This window comes from Pseudoalteromonas sp. 3J6 (assembly GCF_903995135.1).
In the GTDB taxonomy this organism is placed as follows: domain Bacteria; phylum Pseudomonadota; class Gammaproteobacteria; order Enterobacterales; family Alteromonadaceae; genus Pseudoalteromonas.
The window spans coordinates 1,116,110-1,135,085 of sequence record NZ_LR877185.1; the positions used below are offsets into that span (position 1 = coordinate 1,116,110).

At 40.2% G+C, this 18,976-nt stretch carries 19 protein-coding genes; 7 read left to right on the forward strand and 12 right to left on the reverse strand.

Features of this window, described 5'->3' with window-relative positions:
- Window positions 1-6: 6 nt before the first annotated feature.
- Both P3J6_RS05190 and P3J6_RS05195 read left to right on the forward strand, forming a co-directional pair.
- Window positions 7-747, forward strand: a complete 741-nt coding sequence (locus P3J6_RS05190; protein ID WP_178954591.1) for a phosphoadenylyl-sulfate reductase — start codon at window positions 7-9, stop codon at window positions 745-747.
- A gap of 135 nt (window positions 748-882) precedes the next feature.
- Window positions 883-1,413 carry a DUF4124 domain-containing protein gene (locus P3J6_RS05195; protein WP_198522389.1) on the forward strand — a complete coding sequence of 177 codons (531 nt, stop codon included), beginning with the start codon at window positions 883-885 and terminating at the stop codon, window positions 1,411-1,413.
- Window positions 1,414-1,657: 244 nt separating this feature from the next.
- Here P3J6_RS05195 and P3J6_RS18780 read toward each other — a convergent pair whose 3' ends face one another.
- The 4 genes from P3J6_RS18780 to P3J6_RS05210 all read right to left on the reverse strand — a co-directional run bounded on the left by P3J6_RS18780 (window position 1,658) and on the right by P3J6_RS05210 (window position 5,915).
- On the reverse strand, window positions 1,658-1,930 hold the full coding sequence (locus P3J6_RS18780) for a hypothetical protein (RefSeq protein WP_075170856.1): 273 nt from the start codon (window positions 1,928-1,930) through the stop codon (window positions 1,658-1,660).
- Window positions 1,931-2,065: 135 nt separating this feature from the next.
- Window positions 2,066-4,810 carry an aconitate hydratase AcnA gene (gene acnA, locus P3J6_RS05200; protein ID WP_198522390.1) on the reverse strand — a complete coding sequence of 915 codons (2,745 nt, stop codon included), beginning with the start codon at window positions 4,808-4,810 and terminating at the stop codon, window positions 2,066-2,068.
- A 200-nt stretch (window positions 4,811-5,010) separates the two neighbouring features.
- The gene (locus P3J6_RS05205; RefSeq protein ID WP_138606729.1) at window positions 5,011-5,439 is read right to left on the reverse strand and encodes a hypothetical protein; all 429 of its coding nucleotides are present in this window, start codon (window positions 5,437-5,439) and stop codon (window positions 5,011-5,013) included.
- A 92-nt stretch (window positions 5,440-5,531) separates the two neighbouring features.
- Complete coding sequence (locus P3J6_RS05210; protein ID WP_008108378.1) at window positions 5,532-5,915, reverse strand: RNA-binding S4 domain-containing protein; 384 nt, start codon at window positions 5,913-5,915, stop codon at window positions 5,532-5,534.
- A gap of 244 nt (window positions 5,916-6,159) precedes the next feature.
- Between P3J6_RS05210 and P3J6_RS05215 the strand changes: the two genes are divergently transcribed.
- On the forward strand, window positions 6,160-6,441 hold the full coding sequence (locus P3J6_RS05215; protein WP_008108379.1) for a hypothetical protein: 282 nt from the start codon (window positions 6,160-6,162) through the stop codon (window positions 6,439-6,441).
- Between the two features lie 71 nt (window positions 6,442-6,512).
- The gene (locus tag P3J6_RS05220) at window positions 6,513-7,178 is read left to right on the forward strand and encodes a hypothetical protein (protein WP_198522391.1); all 666 of its coding nucleotides are present in this window, start codon (window positions 6,513-6,515) and stop codon (window positions 7,176-7,178) included.
- Between the two features lie 8 nt (window positions 7,179-7,186).
- Here P3J6_RS05220 and P3J6_RS05225 read toward each other — a convergent pair whose 3' ends face one another.
- The 5 genes from P3J6_RS05225 to glnA all read right to left on the reverse strand — a co-directional run bounded on the left by P3J6_RS05225 (window position 7,187) and on the right by glnA (window position 12,263).
- Window positions 7,187-7,645, reverse strand: coding sequence for a Crp/Fnr family transcriptional regulator (locus P3J6_RS05225; protein WP_008108381.1), 459 nt, complete (start codon window positions 7,643-7,645; stop codon window positions 7,187-7,189).
- Window positions 7,646-7,667: 22 nt separating this feature from the next.
- Entirely contained in the window at window positions 7,668-9,053 is a 1,386-nt protein-coding gene (gene ntrC, locus P3J6_RS05230; protein WP_010391999.1) for a nitrogen regulation protein NR(I), read from the reverse strand.
- A 15-nt stretch (window positions 9,054-9,068) separates the two neighbouring features.
- Window positions 9,069-10,139: a nitrogen regulation protein NR(II) gene (glnL, locus tag P3J6_RS05235; RefSeq protein WP_198522392.1), complete on the reverse strand. Its 1,071-nt coding sequence runs from the start codon at window positions 10,137-10,139 to the stop codon at window positions 9,069-9,071.
- A gap of 81 nt (window positions 10,140-10,220) precedes the next feature.
- A complete protein-coding gene (locus P3J6_RS05240; RefSeq protein ID WP_198522393.1) occupies window positions 10,221-10,742 on the reverse strand; it encodes a DUF4124 domain-containing protein in 522 nt (173 codons plus the stop codon).
- A gap of 114 nt (window positions 10,743-10,856) precedes the next feature.
- Window positions 10,857-12,263: a glutamate--ammonia ligase gene (gene glnA / locus P3J6_RS05245; RefSeq protein WP_010392004.1), complete on the reverse strand. Its 1,407-nt coding sequence runs from the start codon at window positions 12,261-12,263 to the stop codon at window positions 10,857-10,859.
- A 508-nt stretch (window positions 12,264-12,771) separates the two neighbouring features.
- Here glnA and typA point away from each other — a divergent pair.
- Window positions 12,772-14,595: a translational GTPase TypA gene (typA, locus tag P3J6_RS05250; RefSeq protein WP_010392008.1), complete on the forward strand. Its 1,824-nt coding sequence runs from the start codon at window positions 12,772-12,774 to the stop codon at window positions 14,593-14,595.
- A gap of 312 nt (window positions 14,596-14,907) precedes the next feature.
- Here the strand turns inward: typA and P3J6_RS05255 are convergent, their stop codons facing one another.
- Window positions 14,908-15,999, reverse strand: coding sequence for an MBL fold metallo-hydrolase (locus P3J6_RS05255; RefSeq protein ID WP_198522394.1), 1,092 nt, complete (start codon window positions 15,997-15,999; stop codon window positions 14,908-14,910).
- Window positions 16,000-16,129: 130 nt separating this feature from the next.
- Window positions 16,130-16,786, reverse strand: coding sequence for a DUF2959 domain-containing protein (locus tag P3J6_RS05260; protein WP_138606715.1), 657 nt, complete (start codon window positions 16,784-16,786; stop codon window positions 16,130-16,132).
- An 86-nt stretch (window positions 16,787-16,872) separates the two neighbouring features.
- Between P3J6_RS05260 and P3J6_RS05265 the strand changes: the two genes are divergently transcribed.
- Both P3J6_RS05265 and dtd read left to right on the forward strand, forming a co-directional pair.
- Entirely contained in the window at window positions 16,873-17,754 is an 882-nt protein-coding gene (locus P3J6_RS05265) for a virulence factor BrkB family protein (protein WP_198522395.1), read from the forward strand.
- The gene (dtd, locus tag P3J6_RS05270; protein WP_010392023.1) at window positions 17,755-18,192 is read left to right on the forward strand and encodes a D-aminoacyl-tRNA deacylase; all 438 of its coding nucleotides are present in this window, start codon (window positions 17,755-17,757) and stop codon (window positions 18,190-18,192) included.
- Here dtd and P3J6_RS05275 read toward each other — a convergent pair.
- The gene (locus tag P3J6_RS05275; RefSeq protein WP_138606711.1) at window positions 18,189-18,935 is read right to left on the reverse strand and encodes a spermidine synthase; all 747 of its coding nucleotides are present in this window, start codon (window positions 18,933-18,935) and stop codon (window positions 18,189-18,191) included. The genes dtd and P3J6_RS05275 overlap by 4 nt on opposite strands.
- Window positions 18,936-18,976 lie beyond the last annotated feature (41 nt).

An 18,976-nucleotide genomic window follows, 5' to 3' on the forward strand; every position in this document is an offset into this window, starting at 1 on the left:
TTGACCATGAGTGAATTTAAAAACATATTACAGCTAGATAAGCAAAGCCAACAGGCTATGTTAGCTGATGCGAACGGTTTGCTGGCTGACATGAGCGCAGAGCAGCGCGTTGCATGGGCACTTGAAAATTTGCCTGACACTGCGTTTTTATCATCGAGCTTTGGTATTCAGGCTGCAGTTATGTTGCATTTAATGACTGCACAGCGCCCAGATATACCTGTGGTATTAACTGATACAGGCTACTTATTTCCAGAAACCTATCAGTTTATAGAGCAAATGACTTCGCAGTTGTCACTTAACCTAAAAGTGTATAAAGCGCAGCTGAGCCCTGCATGGCAAGAGGCTAAATTTGGAAAATTATGGGAGCTAGGTGAGGCAGGTATTAAGCAATACAACCAGCTTAATAAAGTAGAGCCAATGACACGCGCTTTAAAGGAGCTAAATGCGAGCACTTGGTTTAGTGGCCTACGTCGAGACCAATCCTCAAGCCGTGCTGAAAAGCAAGTACTAGAAATAAGCCGAGGCACGGTAAAAGTATATCCCATTATTGAATGGAATAATCGCGATGTATATCAGTATCTAACAAAGCACAATTTGCCATACCACCCATTATGGGAGCAGGGTTATGTGTCGATGGGGGATATACATACCACGCGTAAATTAGAGCCCGGCATGAGTGAAGAGGAAACCCGCTTTTTTGGCTTGAACCGTGAGTGTGGCTTACATATAGATGGAGATGGTATTTAATTATATTATTATTCAAAGCTATAAAATCAAAAAAACGCAGCCTTTGCTGCGTTTTTTGTTGTTTAATATTTGCTGAATTGGTTCTTTTTTATTATATTGGTTGTGATGATGGATTAAACACACAGCAGGAACGCTATGAAATACTTCACCTATTTAGCAGTGTCAGTGATGATAATTGCTGTTATCTTATTGTTTTATATTAAAAAACCAAATGGCCAGCCTTGGCTAAGCACCTCTCATATTTATAATGAATCAACAGAGATCAAGAATGAAATGATAGCGCTTTCATCTAGCGCGTTAGATAGTATTATCTCAGCAATTACCACAGCGGGTGAAAAAATCACTGGGGCTACCTTTGAGACAGAAACTCCTAAGCCAATTTATAAATGGCAAGACGAGCAAGGACAATGGCATTTCTCAGATGTACCAAACAAGAATGGTAAAAGCGAAGTGGTAAAGCTTAACCCCGCCGATATTAATGTCGTGGTTGCAGAAGATACCGCCATTTTGAGTGGCAGTGCTAAATCAGCAGTAAAGCCTTTTCCTCAGCGAGCACCAGCGATATACAACAGTGAATCAATTAATAAGCTGTTTGAAGATGCTGAAAAAGCTAAAAAGAGAATAGAGCAACGCAGTAAAGAGGTCGAAAGTTTTAGCGGCTTTTAGTTTTGAGGTGTTTTTTGCTGTGTCTTCAAATAACGCTTTTCTGCTTCCACTAGGGTCTGTTGACCTTTCAAGGTTAAATTTGCAGCAGTCTGTTTGGTGTTTAGGCAAGGCAGAGCCTATGTCGTGTGGTTATTCCCCATAAATAGGTGATAACGCAGCATCAATGCCAAACAGGCGCTGCCCGAAGGGTTCTGCCTAGGGGCCATTTACTCTTTGTTGCTCGGCTTTTACTTAGCCCACTAGGTTACAAACCTCGCGCCGCGATTAAATCGCCCCTAGTTTGAACGAATTTTAATCCGCAAAGGTCAACAGACCCTAATAATATAGTTAAGTATATTTTTGTGGGCAACGATAAAAGTACGCCAATTGCAATACAGGCAGCTGCAGTAATAATACCTTTAATGCCGAACTGGTTGGTAAAGTAGCTCGATACAATTAAACCATGGCCTGTCACTATTAAGCACAATCCAAGCAAAATCGATGTTTTAAGTAGTCTTATTATTACAATTGAAGACATAGCGACCTCTGCGCAGCGTGTCTTCTTAGTGTATGTAATCTTTATAAAGCGGCATTGATTTAGCGCAAGCATCCATTAATAATATAAAAAAGCCCAGCTCATTACTGAGCCGGGCTGCATTTTCGTTTTAAGTTGTTAGTCGAGCATATTGCGCAGTACGTACTGTAAAATACCGCCATGTTTGTAGTAATCCCACTCTTTCGGAGTATCAATACGCACATCGGCACTAAAGCTAACTTGTTTACCTTCACTGTTAGTCGCAATCACACTGACTTCGTCGGTTTTATCGTATAACCCTTGAATATCAAATTGCTCTTGCCCAGTTAAGCCTAGTGATTCATGGCTTTCACCTTCTTTAAATTGTAAAGGAAGTACGCCCATACCAATTAAATTAGAGCGGTGAATACGCTCATAGCTTTGTGCTATCACAGCTTTAATACCGAGTAATAATGACCCTTTTGCAGCCCAATCTCGCGAAGAGCCAGTTCCATACTCTTTACCTGCTAGAACCACTAGTGGTGTTCCACTTTCTTGATATGCCATTGCCGCGTCATAAATACTTTCTAGCTTATCATCAGGTTGAGTGCGGGTAACACCGCCCTCGGTACCTGGAGCTAGTAAGTTTTTAAGGCGCACATTAGCGAACGTACCGCGCATCATTACTTCGTGATTACCACGTCGTGATCCATAAGAGTTAAATTGCGCTTTTTCAACCCCATTTTCTTGTAGGTAAAGCCCTGCGGGTGCCTCTGCCTTAATTGCACCTGCTGGTGAAATATGATCGGTAGTCACCGAGTCACCCAGTTTAGCTAAACAACGCGCACCCTCAATAGTTGGAATACCCGGTGGTTCAACACTCATACCATCAAAGAAGGGGGCTTTTTTAATATAAGTCGAAGCACTGTCCCAATCGTAAAGTTTACCATCAGGTATTTGAATTTTTTGCCAGCGACTGTCGCCATCGTAAACATTGGCGTAGCTTTTTTCGAACATCTCTTTAGTTACCGTACTTTTTACTAGTTCACTTACTTCTTTAACGTTCGGCCAAATATTTTTAAGGTAAATATCGTTACCATGCTTATCTTGCGCGAGAGGCTCGTTGTAAACATCAATATCGGTTCTACCCGCTATGGCATAGGCAACCACTAAAGGAGGCGACGCTAAAAAGTTCATTTTAACATCTTGATGTATGCGCCCTTCAAAGTTACGGTTACCCGATAAAATTGAGCTTACAACTAATTTGTGTTTTTGAATCGCCTCACTAATTTCATCAGCAAGTGGGCCTGAATTACCAATACATGTGGTACAGCCATAACCAACTAAATTGAAGCCAAGCGCATCCAAGTCATCCATCAACCCTGCTTTTTCAAGGTAATCGGTGACCACCTGAGAACCTGGTGCAAGTGAAGTTTTAACCCAAGGTTTTACATTAATACCTAACTGACGTGCTTTTTGAGCTACTAAACCGGCAGCTAAGATAACACTTGGGTTAGATGTGTTTGTACAGCTAGTAATTGCAGCAATAACACAGGCACCATCATTTAACTCAAACTCTTCTCCATTAAAGTTTACTTTTGCTGCGCCCATAAACTGCGCTTCATCAGTTGGTTCATCTGGATTGGTAGTAGGGCCTTCGCTTTCAATACGCGCTTGCTCTTCATCGCTTTTATCACGACGTGCCATACGCTCGTCTTGAAAGTCTTTTAAGTGCTGACCAATAACCTTGCCGGCTTTATCCAAAGTAATTCTATCTTGCGGGCGTTTAGGGCCTGCTAGGCTTGGCACAACATCATCTAAAGTTAGTTCAAGCTTATCGGTATAATGTGCTTCGTCGCCATCGTTACGCCATAAGCCTTGGTGTTTAGCGTAATCTTCAATTAGTTTGAGCTGCTTCTCATCGCGATTAGTTAAGCGTAAGTAATTAATCGTTTCATCATCAATAGGGAAAATACCACAGGTTGCGCCATACTCTGGCGCCATATTAGCGATAGTTGCTCTATCGGCAAGTGGTAAGTCGGCAAGGCCGTCACCATAAAACTCAACAAACTTACCTACCACACCGTGGTTACGCAGCATTTCAGTAACAGTAAGTACTAAATCGGTTGCTGTAGTGCCCTCAGGTAAGCGACCATTTAATTTAACACCCACAACCTGTGGAATAAGCAAGCTAATAGGTTGGCCAAGCATGGCGGCTTCGGCTTCAATGCCGCCTACACCCCAGCCAAGTACGCCTAAACCATTAATCATTGTTGTATGAGAATCTGTACCGACTAGTGTATCTGGGTAGGCTAACGATTTGCCGTTTTTTGTATCATTAAATACTACGCGGGCTAAATACTCTAAATTCACTTGGTGAACTATACCGGTTGCAGGTGGTACAACTTTTAAGTTATCAAATGCGGTTTGTCCCCAACGTAAAAATTCGTAACGCTCTTTGTTACGCTCATATTCTAATTTTGAGTTTAAGTCGAATGAACCATCTTTACCGTAACCATCCACTTGCACCGAGTGATCGATTACCAGCTCAGCAGGAGAAAGTGGGTTTATTTTTGCAGGATCACCACCGAGTTTTTCCATCGCATCACGCATGGCAGCTAAATCAACAATTGCAGGGACACCAGTGAAATCTTGCATTACTACGCGGGCTGGAGTGAAAGCTACCTCGGCAGAGGGCTTCGCTTTTGGATCCCAATCTAATAAGGCCTGAATATCTTGTTCTTTAATATTCACACCATCTTCGTTACGTAGTAAGTTTTCTAGCAATACTTTTAACGAGAAAGGCAGGCGTTTGGCTTTATCGCCAAGTCCCATGAGCGAGTTGATATGATACTGCTCGCCATTGATAGTGAGCTGTTGTTGGGTGTCGAAACTATTTTTCATTATTTGTCCCTTCAATAAATTAGATTAATATTCTTGTAAAAGTGACCTCTGTAGTGATTTGCAAAGTGTGTACCATGATAAAAAATACCATATTGTATAATTTATTTTGGTCGTTATTTAAATAGAGATGAAGGCCAAAAGTTAAAATTCAAGGGATACTCTGAGTAATAATTGGCCACAAAACTAAACTCAAAAAAGTGCTATTTAAAGTAGTCCTGTTGTTTTAAATGGAAACTTAAATACACCAATGCAATCGCAATTATGGTGACTGCAATAGGCATAAAAATAGCGCTAATACCAAACAAGTTGATGCTATTAATAATCATAAAATTATAGTATTGCTGAGCTAAAATCGCTGCCAAAGAGATTATTAATGTTAATCTGGCTAGTGACTTTTTGAATAACAAAAGTACGCATCCTAATGCGCCGCCAAATACAGCAATAGCAAACGCTAAAGTAGCCCATAAAGGTTGGCTGTTATAAGCAAGTTGTTGTTCTTCAGGTAGTTTACTTATCATCTCTGGAGAGAGAAACAGCTGCATGACAAATGCAAGAATACCTAATATGTTCCATAATGAGGCGGTAATAAGTACGGGTTTTATCCAGCGGTTTGAGGTGTTTTCTGACATGTAAGCATCTATTTTTTATTATTGATATTCTATTAAAGAATAAAAAAGCCAGTGATGCAAACTGGCTTTTAATAACACATATAACTTAAGCGTTAGCCAAATGAAATAGGGCGACGACCCGTTTTTTCATCAACTTTAGGCTTTTTAGTGCGTTTGCGTTTATTTTTAGCCGGCTCTGTTGTTGCTACTGGCGCGGCTTTTTCTGCTGTAACTGTTTCATCAATAACTGGACGTTCTGCTGGAGTGGCATCTTCACTTAACGTTAATTGAAACAACTCGCCATCAAATGCAAGTACATCACCGCTGTATAATTTTTTCCGTTTGATTGTACAAATTTCATGGTTAACACCGACATAGCCTTCGCTAATTAGGTTTTTTGCTTGACCACCACCTTCAACAAGATCTAATACCTTTAATAATTTGCACAGCTCTATAGGCTCTTCTTCTAACTCAACTTCTATATATTCTTCGTTCATCATGTTTCTCAGTGGGGGTGGTATTAGCTGTAGTATAAAGGCTCAGTGGCTATTTTGCACCAAAGTGAGCTTGTTAGGTGAGTTGATTATGTGATTTTTTATGAAACTTTGTATCTCTTTTTATAGTCTTTAAAAAAACTGAAGTAATTCAGGGTTAAGCTTCACGCGAAAAAAATTACACATTGGCGCGCTAATTGCCAATATCGGCCGTATAAGAGATTGAATATAAATAATGGAGTAAAACATGGGCATAAGATTAGCGATGAAAAAAGAGCTAATGGGCTTAGAGCATTCAGATCTGTTAACCGCTGATGATGTAAGAGCGCATCTAGCACAACAGGTAAAAGAAGACACTGAACGTGGCTTTTCAGTTATCTCTAAGTTTAACGATACCCATAGCCAGCTAACTAGCGGGCTTAAAACCAAACAAAGTGAGCTAGTATTTGAGCGTCATCGGTTATTTAATGAAGTGCTGTACAAACGTCAGAGTGTCGATGCATGGCTAAATAACCAGACTTCAGGTTAAACAGCCAAATAAATTAAGTTGCGATTTTAAATCACTCCTTTAGACTACGCTTGTAATCAACGGGGGTGATAATGAAAAATGGAATTTTAGCGTGTGCACTCATGCTATTGTTGAGTGCATGCCAACAGCCTACAGTGTATATATTTAGTAAAGGTTTATCGGACTCACAGCGCCAGCAGTTAGAGGCCGCACTCAAAACACAATCCCTACCTTACGAATATGTTGAGCATGACATTCCTCGGGAATTTGGCGTAGCTACTTTACTATTATCAAATGATAGAATTTTACGCCAAGAAACAGAGCAGTTAGCTACTATTATGCAAGGGTTAGGTTATAAACCCGAAATTAGCTACACCACACGCGCAAATCACTTTTATGGTGATGGTAATATCGGTTTTTACCTAAAAAATACTAATGCAGACGACGCTTTTACCATGCCTTCTCGGTTGCGAACAACCCAGTGCGAAAAAGATGGGTTTAATGACCTAGTCGTAACCTTTACTGATCAACATGCTGAGTTCACATTAATCAGCGGCGCAAAAGTCACATTGAAATGGGAATATTTATACGGCTATTTGGTTATTTACTACAGCAATTATTCACAAACCTACACTCATTCACAGCCATTGGTTAAGACTCCTTTTGGCGAAAAACCATCAGACACATATACCATAACAGCTCATGTAAATAAGCCAGGCTGGCTTAATTGCTCAATGCAGGTTGTTTATATGGATTAAGTTAACTGTTAACCGTGCTCTTCTATATGCTCCGAGAGTTTTGCAATGCGCAGGCTCATACCTTCAATAATACGGTCTTTAATTTTTTCGCGTATGACATTAGGTAGGCGGGTGAGAGCATCTGCAGTTATAGCCAGTACTATGGCGCTTTCTTTGGCGCGTGCATTAATACTGCGCTCTCGGTTATTAATAAATGCACCTTCACCAATAAATTCACCAGGTTCTATACTGCCCAGTTCCAGTAGGTGATTGTGTTTAAACACCATTAAAGATCCACTAAGCACAATAAACAGTCGCTTGTCGTTATCAAACTCTTTAAATAAAAACTGATTTTTATTTATTAAATAAAGTAAACCAAACGACTCAAGCAAAATCTGGCGCTCATTGAGTGTGAATTCTTTAAAAAAATCTAAGCGATTTATAATTTCCATTTGCTTAAACAAAGGGATGTTTTCAATTAACTTCATGCTTTCTCTATGCTTCTAACAATCAGCTAATATTGCGCTCTTTTAATTTTCGGGTCAACGTATTGCGACCCCAACCAATTTTTACGGCTGCTTCTTGCTTATGGCCAGAGCAATTAGCCAGTGCTGTTTTTATTAAGCGGGTTTCTAGCTGGGCTTGAATATCCGGCCAAATATTTTCTTTACCTTGTTTAAATTCTTGATTAAGCCACTGCTGAAATGAATCTAGCCAATCCCCTTCTTGGGTTGCGGCGGCATTATCAATAATTTCAGGAGGTAAATCTTGCTCGCCAATCAGCTCTCCTGGCGCCATAACGGTTAACCAGCGGCAGGTGTTTTCAAGTTGGCGAACATTCCCAGGCCAATTAAATAAACACAATTGTTTAATTGCTTTAGGGCTTAATACTTTGCTATCTACTTGCAGGTCTTTTGCACTTTTATGTAAAAAGTGTAGCGCTAAGCGCTCTATATCCTCAGGGCGCTCGCGTAAAGCAGGTAAACGCAGGCGAACCACGTTTAAACGATGAAATAAATCATCCCTAAACTTACCTTGCTTTACCAGCTCTTCTAAATTTTGATGGGTAGCAGCAATAATGCGTACATCTACTTTTATACTTTGATGACCCCCCACGCGATAAAATTCGCCATCGGCCAATACACGCAATAAGCGGGTTTGTACATCCAGTGGCATATCACCGATTTCATCCAAAAATAAGGTACCGCCATTCGCTTGTTCAAAGCGGCCTTTACGCACGCTATCAGCCCCGGTAAAAGCGCCTTTTTCGTGGCCAAACAGTTCAGATTCAACTAATTCTTTAGGGATGGCGGCCATATTAAGGGCTATAAATTGGTTTTCTTTACGCGGGCTGTGGTTATGTAAAGCGCTGGCAACCAACTCTTTACCTGTTCCTGACTCACCGTTGATGAGTACGCTCATACTTGATGCTGACAGCTTACCTATGGCACGAAACACTTCCTGCATAGCAGGGGCCTCACCAATAATATGGGCACTTTTGGGGGGCGCGCTTTTACGTTTGGTTTTTTTAGTTGAATTAGCTCGATACGCACTTTCCACCAGTGCAACCGCTTCATTTAAATCAAACGGCTTGGCCAAATACTCAAATGCGCCTTTTTGGAATGCATTAACGGCTGAATCAAGGTCTGAGTGGGCGGTCATAATGATCACAGGTAGCCCTGGCGTTTGCTCTGCTATTAGCTCAAGTAACGCCATACCGTCCATACCAGGCATTCGCACATCGGAAATCAACACGCTAGGTTGACTAAATTTTAGCGCGTTAAGTACGTTTTGTGCATCTGCAAAACTTTCTACTTCAAACCCTGCGCGAGTCAGTGCTTTTTCTAGTACAAAGCGAATTGAGGCATCATCATCTACAAGCCAAGCTGTTTTCATGCAAACTCCAAAGTATTAATCTGTAAACGGCAGATAAATATTAAATTCAGTATGTCCCGGCCAACTATCACATTCGATATAGCCATCATGTTGATCAATCAAGGTTTGCGCTATAGATAATCCAAGTCCCGAGCCACCTTCTTTATTGGTGGTCATAGGGTAAAATAAGGTGTCGCGTAAATTGGCATCAATACCCGGGCCGTTATCCAATACTTGAATAAGGAGTGCCTTTTTAGGGGCTTTGCCAGGACGACGATGCTGGTAATTAATCCGCGTTTTTATTTTTATTTCGCCACCATCTACCAATGCTTGTTGTGCATTACGCACAATGTTTAGCACTACCTGTTGAACTTTGCTCTGATCAATATAAACATCAGGAATACTCGGATCGTAGTCTTTAACTAACCGAATATCGCGGTTGTTATCTAAGGTACTGAGTTTTACAACCGACTCTAATGTTTGATGTATATTGCCATACGATTTTTGCGGCAGCTGATTAGGCCCAAGGAGTCTATCAACTAATTCACGCAATCGATCGGCTTGTTCAATTATCAGTTCTGCACATTGATCTCTTTCTTGCTGATCACCTTCATATTGCAATAATTGCGCCGCCCCGCGAATTCCACCCAGTGGGTTTTTAATTTCATGAGCTAAACCGCGAATTAAGTTACGTGCAGCTTGGTATTGATGCATTTGATTTGAGACTTGATCGTGCTTTATTTCGTCATCAGTTTGTCGACATTCAAATAAAATATAAAAAGTATCGTTATGCTTTATTCGTCGTGTGCTTACCGCTAACTTTGCATGGCGAGAATCGATGAATACCACGTCAGCTCTATGCTGGTGGCAGTCTACACCGTCAACTAGCGAATACTGTGCAATACGTTTTAAGTCTATAGAATGGTAATTAAATAAATCATCGAACGCTTGTCCTGGTAAGCGCTTTTCGCCTAAGCCAAGTAATTCACTGGCACTGGTGTTGGCGTAAATGAGTGTAAAGCTCTCATCAAGTAACATTAGGGCGGTGGTTTGGTTTTGCCAAATTATATTTAGTAGCTCTGGGCTAAAATGTGTTTTGTTAATCATTATTGCACCATTTTAGTGCGCCTGGGGAGGTAGGCAAGGTTTTTAGTAAAATATACGCTAATTGTGCGTACTTAACTGCAATTACCGACCTATATTAAGGCCTTTGCGATGCATAAAAAATACACTTTCAGGGCTAGTTGCAATTACCTGGTTTTGTTGATTATAAAGTTTAACTTGTAATGTGTGTTGCCCGCGCTCTACATCTCTTAACGCCAGCGTAGTGGTGTCACTAGGTTCACCAATGGCAACGCCATTTAAAAATAAACCAATGGTAAATCCAGCTTCAAACCGAGGCGCAATCTGAGTTGAAACATATACAGAGCCGGTGTTTTCTCTTATAGCTTGGTTGGGCTCTGGTGATGTAATGCTAATTTTAAACTTTACCGCTGTTTTAGTTGGTGAAGTATCAAGAATATCAGTATTTGTTGCAGGCATGTTGAAGTGTTGGCTAGTGAGTTTTACCTCTTTAGCACCAGGTTGAGGGGTATCTGAAAAAACCAGTACACCATTTTTATCTTTCCATGCGTAAATTTTTTTATTATTCGCATGGCTATTAAGGCTTAATATTAAAGCTATTAATAGCAATAAAACCTTACCTATCATCCTGCTAACCTGCATTGTTAAAACATACTTTACTTTAGTGTAGAACCGTTAAATTTACCATAAAAAAAGCCCGCAGAGCGGGCTTAAAACACACATTATTTATCGGTTAATAAATTAACAGCTGTAGTACATTTCAAACTCAACTGGGTGAGTTGTCATGTTAAGTTTTTCAACTTCTTTTGACTTAAGTGCAATGTAAGCATCGATTAGGTCGTTAGTAAATACGCCACCTTGGTTTAAGAACTCACGGTCTGCATCTAATGCCGCTAGTGCTTCATCTAATGAGGCTGCCACTGTTGGAATTTCTGCTGCTTCTTCAGCTGGTAAGTCGTATAAATCCTTATCCATCGCATCGCCAGGGTGAATTTTGTTTTTAATTCCGTCAAGGCCAGCCATAAGCATTGCTGAGAATGCAAGATATGGGTTAGCAGTTGGATCTGGGAAGCGCACTTCAATACGACGACCTTTTGCAGATGGAACCACTGGAATACGAATTGATGCTGAACGGTTACGTGCAGAGTATGCAAGCATTACCGGTGCTTCAAAGCCGGGTACTAAACGTTTGTACGAGTTAGTTGACGCGTTAGCAAAAGCGTTGATTGCTTTAGCATGTTTGATGATACCACCAATGTAGTAAAGCGCGTCTTCAGAAAGACCGCCGTACTTATCACCTGCGAATAAGTTTACGCCGTCTTTAGCTAAAGACTGGTGACAGTGCATACCTGAACCGTTATCGCCAACAACAGGCTTAGGCATAAAGGTTGCTGTCTTTCCGTATAAATGAGCCATGTTGTGTATAACATATTTCATTTCTTGGATTTCGTCTGCTTTTAATACCATAGTGTTAAAACGAGTTGCGATTTCATTCTGACCGGCAGTCGCCACTTCGTGGTGATGTGCTTCAACAACTTGCCCTAGCTCTTCAAGAACTAAACACGTTGCAGAACGCCAATCTTGGAAATCATCAACAGGTGCAACTGGGAAGTAACCGCCTTTAACACCTGGACGGTGGCCTGTGTTGCCATCTGCATATTCTTTATCTGAGTTCCAAGCTGCTTGCTTAGAATCAATTTTATACATTGAGCCTGACATGTCAGACTTGTATTTAACGTCGTCAAATACGAAAAACTCTGGCTCTGGACCAAATAAAACGGTATCAGCAATACCAGTAGAGCGCATGTACTCTTCAGCGCGTTTAGCTACTGAGCGTGGGTCGCGCTCATAACCTTGTAATGTAGAAGGCTCAACCACGTCACAACGAACGATTAGCGTTGTTTCTTCTGTGAAAGGGTCAAGCTTGATTGAATCTGCGTCAGGTAATAACACCATGTCTGATTCATTAATGCCTTTCCAGCCAGCAATTGAAGAACCGTCGAACATTTTTCCATCTTCAAAAAAGTCTTCATCAACTTGATGATGAGGAATAGAAACATGTTGCTCTTTACCTTTTGTGTCAGTAAAGCGTAAATCAATGAACTTAACGTCATTTTCTTTAATAAAATCTAAAACCGATTGTGACATGTGTCCTCCAACTATTGGGTTTTATTATTGCTGCTTAGATACTTTAAATACTAACAAGCTGATTTTATGCCACTATTATAATCTATTGTTTTTTATGTAAAAATATATAAACAACATAAAGGTGATATAGATTAAGCACTATTTTGGTGCGTAATAATTCCAAAAAGGTGCAACATTTACAGAGTCATAATTGCTTGCAAATTAATCACCTTAGACTAACACAAAGAAAATGCAAAATGCGCAGTAAAGTCGCTTTAAATTAACTCAAAACCACCTTTTGAGATAAATTTATAAAAATTAATCATCAAAATTAATTATTTTAAAACAAAGGGTTAATTATTTTATTGCGAAAGTTTGAAATTTTATTTTGGATAAACTTTCATCCATTCCATTTATAGGGGATAATATGCGCCCTTTTAAATCCTATGCTGGGACATCTCGTGAAAGCGCAGGTGAGTACGTATAGCCCCCTGCAGGATCAATGAGATCAATTTCTCTGAGTGAACATATGAGTATCGAAAAGTTAAGAAATATAGCAATTATCGCCCACGTTGACCACGGTAAAACAACACTGGTTGATAAACTACTTGAGCAATCAGGTACATTAGAAACACGCGGCGGTAATGAAGAGCGCGTGATGGATTCAAACGACATTGAAAAAGAACGTGGTATTACCATTTTAGCGAAAAACACCGCTATATCTTGGAATGATTACCATATCAATATCGTAGATACTCCTGGACACGCCGACTTCGGTGGTGAAGTTGAACGCGTACTTTCGATGGCTGACTCAGTACTACTACTTGTTGACGCTCAAGAAGGCCCAATGCCACAAACGCGTTTCGTAACGCAAAAGGCATTCGCGCAAGGCTTAAAGCCAATCGTTGTTATCAATAAAATTGATAAGCCAGGTGCTCGCCCTGATTGGGTTATGGATCAAATCTTTGATTTATTCGACAACCTAGGCGCAACTGATGAGCAGTTAGATTTTAAAGTAATCTACGCATCAGCAATCAATGGTTGGGCTACATTAGATTTAGACGAAGCATCAGATAACATGGAACCTATGTTTAAGATGATCGTTGACGAAGTATCACCACCGGATGCAGATCCTGAAGGTGACTTCCAAATGCAGATTTCACAGCTTGATTACAACTCTTATAAGGGTGTAATTGGTATTGGTCGTATTAAACGTGGTTCTGTTGCACCTAACCAACAAGTTACGGTTATCAGTGCAGACGGCACAACTCGTAACGGTAAGATTGGTTCAGTACAAAGCTACTTAGGCCTTGAGCGTATTGAAACTGATAAAGCTTACGCTGGTAACATCGTAACAGTAACAGGTTTAGGCGAGCTTAAGATTTCAGATACGCTTTGTTGTCCTAACAACGTTGAAGCATTACCACCATTAAGTGTTGATGAGCCAACAGTAACAATGACGTTCTCTGTAAACAACTCTCCTTTCTGTGGTAAAGAAGGTAAGTTTGTAACATCACGTAATATTCGTGAGCGTTTAGACAAAGAATTAGTACATAACGTAGCACTTCGTGTTGCAGATACAGATAACCCAGATAGCTTCCGTGTATCAGGTCGTGGTGAATTACACCTAGGTATCTTAATCGAGAACATGCGTCGTGAAGGTTACGAGCTTGCTGTATCTCGTCCAGAAGTAATCTTACGTACTGTTGATGGTGTGTTAGAAGAACCGTATGAAACACTTACAATTGACTGTGAAGAAGAGCATCAAGGTTCTATCATGGAGCAAATTGGTCTTCGTAAAGGTGAGCTAACTGACATGGCACCAGATGGTAAAGGCCGTATGCGTATGGACTTTATGATCCCAAGCCGTGGCTTAATCGGTTTTCAAACTGAGTTCATGACATTAACGTCGGGTTCTGGTTTACTTTACCATACGTTCGACCACTACGGTCCGCACAAAGGTGGCGAGCTAGGTGTTCGTAAGAACGGCGTAATGATTGCAAACGCAACTGGTAAAGCACTTACTAACGCATTATTTAACTTACAAGAGCGCGGCCGTTTATTTATCGGTCACGGTGTTGAAGTTTATGAAGGTATGGTTATCGGTATTCATAGCCGTGATAACGACCTTACAGTTAATGCACTTAAAGGTAAGCAACTTACTAACGTTCGTGCATCTGGTACAGATGAAGCACAAACACTAACACCAGCACTTAACTATTCACTTGAGCAAGCGCTTGAGTTTATTGCTGATGATGAGTTAGTAGAAGTAACACCTGAGAACATTCGTATTCGTAAGCGTCATTTAACTGAAAATGAGCGTAAACGTGCGGGTCGTGCTCCTAAGTCATAATCTATTAATTTAGAATAATGATTTTAAAAGCCGCTGTATTGCAAAATACAGCGGCTTTTTTGTTTTTAAAGTAAGAGAAGCTTTCAGTTTTTAGTTATCAGTATTGAGCTCTAAAAGCGCAGCGCCTCTTACCCTCTTTGTAAAAAATTCACTTAAAAATATTTACACAAAGAGAAGAGAATGAGAAGTAAAAGAGTAAGAGCTAAAGTAACTGATAATGCAAAGCTACGTGCCTGTTGATAAGATATTTTTTGGGTTTTTCTTTCTAAAGTTATTACTAATAATATAAATTTATTTCATGTAGACAACTAGTTAAAGCTGGATGCTTTCACCTTCATTTAAAATATGCAGGAGGATTTTCGAGTCCATTTTTTTGTGCATATACAATAAACGCAGTAAGGCTGAATGGCTAGTGTGGTCGCCCATTTTCCATGATGAGTTACCGTATCCCCAAGGTATCATTATTTTACAGTTAAGTTCTTGTGCTGCTGTTAGAGCGTCTTCTGGGGTTGTATGAACGTAACGATACCATTTAGGGTTGTCTTCGCTGTAGTAAGAAGCTATAGGCATTAAGCACACATCAATATCGCCATATTTTTGCTGTATATCGCTGAAGTGTTTTGAATAGCCAGTGTCGCCTGCAAAAAATAAGGAGCTGCCATTTTGTTCAAGTAGCCAGCCATTCCATAAGTCTTTATCGTTGTCTTCGTAAATAAAGGGCACTAATACACGACTGCTAAAGTGATGAGCAGGCAAGGCATGGATAGCTAAATCGCCAATATTTGTTTTTGCATACCACGCCATTTCACTAATATTAAACCCGCCTGTGGGGAAGTTGTCGGCCATGCCTAGTGGTGTTAAGTAGCGAGGTTTATTACCGATCTCTTCTATATCTGCTTTATTAAAGTGATCGTAATGAATATGCGAGTACATCACAGCGTCTAAGTTTTTCAGTTCACTATCTGTGAGCCAATCGCCGGGCTGTCGGTAAAACCCAGAGGCTAGTCTAAATGCTAAATCTACAGGTGAGTCAAACTGCTCTTTTACAGGATCGAGTAACACTTGCTGTCCGTTAGGCGTGCGGATCATAAACCCAGCGTGTCCCAGCCAGCGTAAGCTAAAGCCAGTATTTAAATTCATAGGCTGTTGCTCACCAATAAATTGGCAGTTTTCGCTGTCTTTTTCGCATTGTAATTTAGGGCTAGTTGGGTAGCAGTTGCTTTCACAGGTAGTCGGGTAAGTTTTTTTCCCGGGGTAGAGATTATGAAAGCGTCCTTCTCGCTCGCCATCTTTATGTAGCGGGGTAATGGTTTGCTCCCCTGCAATAACTTCAACATAGTTAGCTGTTTGGCAGGCGCTGAGCATTGTGCATGCAAGTATTAGGGTGATAGCTTTAAACTTCATTTTACTGTTCTAATTATTATTTTGTAAAAGTATAACAACAACAGCGGATTAACGAAGAGCTTAAAGGTAACAAAAAGTAACAATAAAAAAGCCTACAGTTTAGTAGGCTTATTAAACGGACTTATAGTAATTAGCCCACGGTATTCATTTGCTCAATAAATTTATTTGAGTCTTCAATCGACTTATTCATGTCATTCATGAGTAACTGAATATCACGCTTAAGGTTAGTAAACTCACCTTTTATAGCGGCTACCGCTTGTGCGTTTAAGTTATGTTTTAAGTAAAGCACGTTATCTTGTAAAGACGATAATACTGGCTCCATTTTGCTCTCAGCGCTGCGCATTGAGCGAAGTAATTGGCTAAATTGGCGCTGAGTTGCAGCTAGTTTTTTACTGCTTTGACGCTTAAGTGAGGCGCTTTTGTATTGCTCTAACTCATCGCTCCACTCATCAAACAACGCATCAGCAACATCTTCTACTTTATTTATGTTACTTGATACTTCATTTGCCGCCGCTAAGCTCGACTCGTAATCGTCATTAAGTTGATTGTAAGCGTCTTGCAACTCACCACCATCGAAATTAATTAAAGTAGTTAGACGCTCGAGTGCTGATTGAAATTCTTCTTGCGACTCTTGTTGTGAGTCTTTCGTTTCTTCAACGCGATCAATAAGGATGTCACGTTTATGGACACCTACTTTTTCCATTGCCGAATAATAAGCCGACTGACAACCTGAAAGCATCAGCATTAACGAGAGTATGGCTGTCCCTAATAATGTTTGTTTTTTCATCTGAATTCCTATTTACGAGTGTTAATGCTGTAAATTATGGCCTTGATTGTTATTATAATCAAAAGCTCACCAACAAAGTTAATTGTATGAATGATAAGCTCTCTCATTATAAACAGCAAGCTAAGGTGTTTCTAAAACAGCAACCAGGCTGGTGGATGCAATATTTCAATCGCTGTATAGACGATCAAATAACCATTAATGCAGGGTATTTAGCATACGTTACCTTGTTGTCGTTGGTTCCGTTGATAGCGGTGGGTGTGGCAATCTTCTCTGCTTTTCCGGGGTTTGAATCGACCCGTTTAGCCATTGAAAGTTTTTTATTTACTAACTTTGTGCCGACTTCTTCCGATGTTATTAAAGAACATATTAGCTCGTTTGCTGGTAATGCTAATCAAATGACGGCGGTAGGTATTGGTTTTTTGGCAGCCATTGCCTTGCTACTTATTCGTAATGTAGATGCCACACTAAACCGTATTTGGCGAGTAAAGAAAAAACGCCCAATGATGATATCCTTTGCTGTGTATTGGATGGTACTGAGCTTGGGACCTGTACTACTGGGTGCGAGTATTGGTGTCACCTCTTATATTGTGTCACTAGTGTCGTTTGCTGATCAGGGGATCCCTGGGTTTAGTGGTTTTTTATTAAAACTACTCCCTTATGCTATTTCTATGGCAGGTTTTATCATGCTGTATACCTTAGTGCCGAATACGCGAGTTTCATTTAGGGCCGCTATTCCTGGTGCACTGTTTGCTGCAATGTTATTTGAGTTAACCAAAAAAGGCTTTGCTTTATACATTAGCCATTTTCCATCATACGAAGTGATTTATGGTGCGGTAGCAACCATTCCTATTTTGTTTGTATGGGTATACTTGTCGTGGGTAGTCGTGCTACTAGGTGCTGAATTTACTGTGTGTATTAACATGCAACATTACAATAAAAAAGAGCAACAAGCAGAGGGTAGTGAATAAATGCAAGGACTAATTCAACGGGTAACACACGCTAACGTAGCAATAGAAAAACAGATTGTTGGCGAAATAAAGCAAGGTATTGTATTACTGCTTGGTGTTGAAAAAGAAGATGATGAGCGTGTTGCTGATAAACTATTGCACAAAGTCAGTAATTATCGAATTTTTAGTGATGAAAACGATAAAATGAACCTCAGTCTTAAAGACATACAAGGCGAGCTATTAGTCATATCGCAATTTACACTTGCAGCTAATACCAAAAAAGGCATGCGTCCTAGTTTTTCATCGGCAGCCACACCAGATCAAGCGCAAGCATTATATAATTACTTTGTTGAGCAGGCTAAATTACTCGGTATAAAGGTCGCTACCGGTGTATTTGCAGCCGATATGCAGGTTAGTTTATGTAACGACGGTCCGGTTACCTTTAATTTAACCGCTTAAAGTGTTTTTTCTACAACCACAATGTGATTCACAAATCCGGTGATCTTTTTAATACTAACGGCTCCCCCAAACACGCGCTTAAGCACAAGTTGTAGCTGCGTAAGTTGGGAGCTATGTTGCGATAAAAAGTTAATAAATAAGATGCCCCGCTGAGCAAGCGCCTCATAAATTGTTTGATAAAAACATAAATCAAATAAGAATCTAGGGGCGTCTAGTTCACTAAATAAATCTAAAATAATCCAATCTATATTCACCGCTGACTTTAAAACTGTTTGTGCGTCTTCACAGTAAATTTGGCCCTGTTCATTAAGGGCAAAAAAATCTTGATAACAGTCAATTATATGAGGGTTTTTTTCTACTGAAGTCAGCTGTACTCGAGGGTACTGTTTTAACAGGTAGTTGCGTATAGCACCACCACCTAAACCGAGCTCAAGTATTTTTTTAGGCGCTGGTCGTTGCTGCCAAACTGTTGCTAAATAGGCAAGGTGAGGAAACAGTAATACTTGTGGACTCCGGGTTAAAATAACTGATTGCAAGGTGTTGTTAATAAGCAGCCAGCGCAGCTGTTGATGCTCTCGAACTTGTATATTTATGCCATGTTGATTATGCCAATAAAGTAACTGGCCTAGCGATGAACTATGCTCAATAAAGTGCCTGCTGATCAGGCCACTGCTACCATGGATATATTTATTCATGGTATTGAGCATAAACCAGCAGTGGTAAAGCGCAATCGATTTTGTCATTAATTTTTTACAGTCATTTATAGGAAACCAAAGTCGTATTT

Excerpts from the sequence above, each read along its gene's own strand:
- P3J6_RS05190 (WP_178954591.1), top strand. The coding sequence starts at position 7 with ATGAGTGAATTTAAAAACATATTACAGCTAGATAAGCAAAGCCAACAG.
- glnL (WP_198522392.1), bottom strand. The coding sequence starts at position 10,139 with ATGATTAACAAAACACATTTTAGCCCAGAGCTACTAAATATAATTTGG.
- glnA (WP_010392004.1), bottom strand. The coding sequence starts at position 12,263 with ATGTCACAATCGGTTTTAGATTTTATTAAAGAAAATGACGTTAAGTTC.
- dtd (WP_010392023.1), top strand. The coding sequence starts at position 17,755 with ATGCAAGGACTAATTCAACGGGTAACACACGCTAACGTAGCAATAGAA.
- P3J6_RS05225 (WP_008108381.1), bottom strand. The coding sequence starts at position 7,645 with ATGAAGTTAATTGAAAACATCCCTTTGTTTAAGCAAATGGAAATTATA.
- P3J6_RS05210 (WP_008108378.1), bottom strand. The coding sequence starts at position 5,915 with ATGAACGAAGAATATATAGAAGTTGAGTTAGAAGAAGAGCCTATAGAG.
- P3J6_RS05220 (WP_198522391.1), top strand. The coding sequence starts at position 6,513 with ATGAAAAATGGAATTTTAGCGTGTGCACTCATGCTATTGTTGAGTGCA.
- P3J6_RS05275 (WP_138606711.1), bottom strand. The coding sequence starts at position 18,935 with ATGACAAAATCGATTGCGCTTTACCACTGCTGGTTTATGCTCAATACC.
- P3J6_RS05205 (WP_138606729.1), bottom strand. The coding sequence starts at position 5,439 with ATGTCAGAAAACACCTCAAACCGCTGGATAAAACCCGTACTTATTACC.
- ntrC (WP_010391999.1), bottom strand. The coding sequence starts at position 9,053 with ATGAAAACAGCTTGGCTTGTAGATGATGATGCCTCAATTCGCTTTGTA.
- P3J6_RS18780 (WP_075170856.1), bottom strand. The coding sequence starts at position 1,930 with ATGTCTTCAATTGTAATAATAAGACTACTTAAAACATCGATTTTGCTT.
- P3J6_RS05195 (WP_198522389.1), top strand. The coding sequence starts at position 883 with ATGAAATACTTCACCTATTTAGCAGTGTCAGTGATGATAATTGCTGTT.
- P3J6_RS05265 (WP_198522395.1), top strand. The coding sequence starts at position 16,873 with ATGAATGATAAGCTCTCTCATTATAAACAGCAAGCTAAGGTGTTTCTA.
- P3J6_RS05255 (WP_198522394.1), bottom strand. The coding sequence starts at position 15,999 with ATGAAGTTTAAAGCTATCACCCTAATACTTGCATGCACAATGCTCAGC.
- typA (WP_010392008.1), top strand. The coding sequence starts at position 12,772 with ATGAGTATCGAAAAGTTAAGAAATATAGCAATTATCGCCCACGTTGAC.
- P3J6_RS05215 (WP_008108379.1), top strand. The coding sequence starts at position 6,160 with ATGGGCATAAGATTAGCGATGAAAAAAGAGCTAATGGGCTTAGAGCAT.
- acnA (WP_198522390.1), bottom strand. The coding sequence starts at position 4,810 with ATGAAAAATAGTTTCGACACCCAACAACAGCTCACTATCAATGGCGAG.
- P3J6_RS05240 (WP_198522393.1), bottom strand. The coding sequence starts at position 10,742 with ATGATAGGTAAGGTTTTATTGCTATTAATAGCTTTAATATTAAGCCTT.
- P3J6_RS05260 (WP_138606715.1), bottom strand. The coding sequence starts at position 16,786 with ATGAAAAAACAAACATTATTAGGGACAGCCATACTCTCGTTAATGCTG.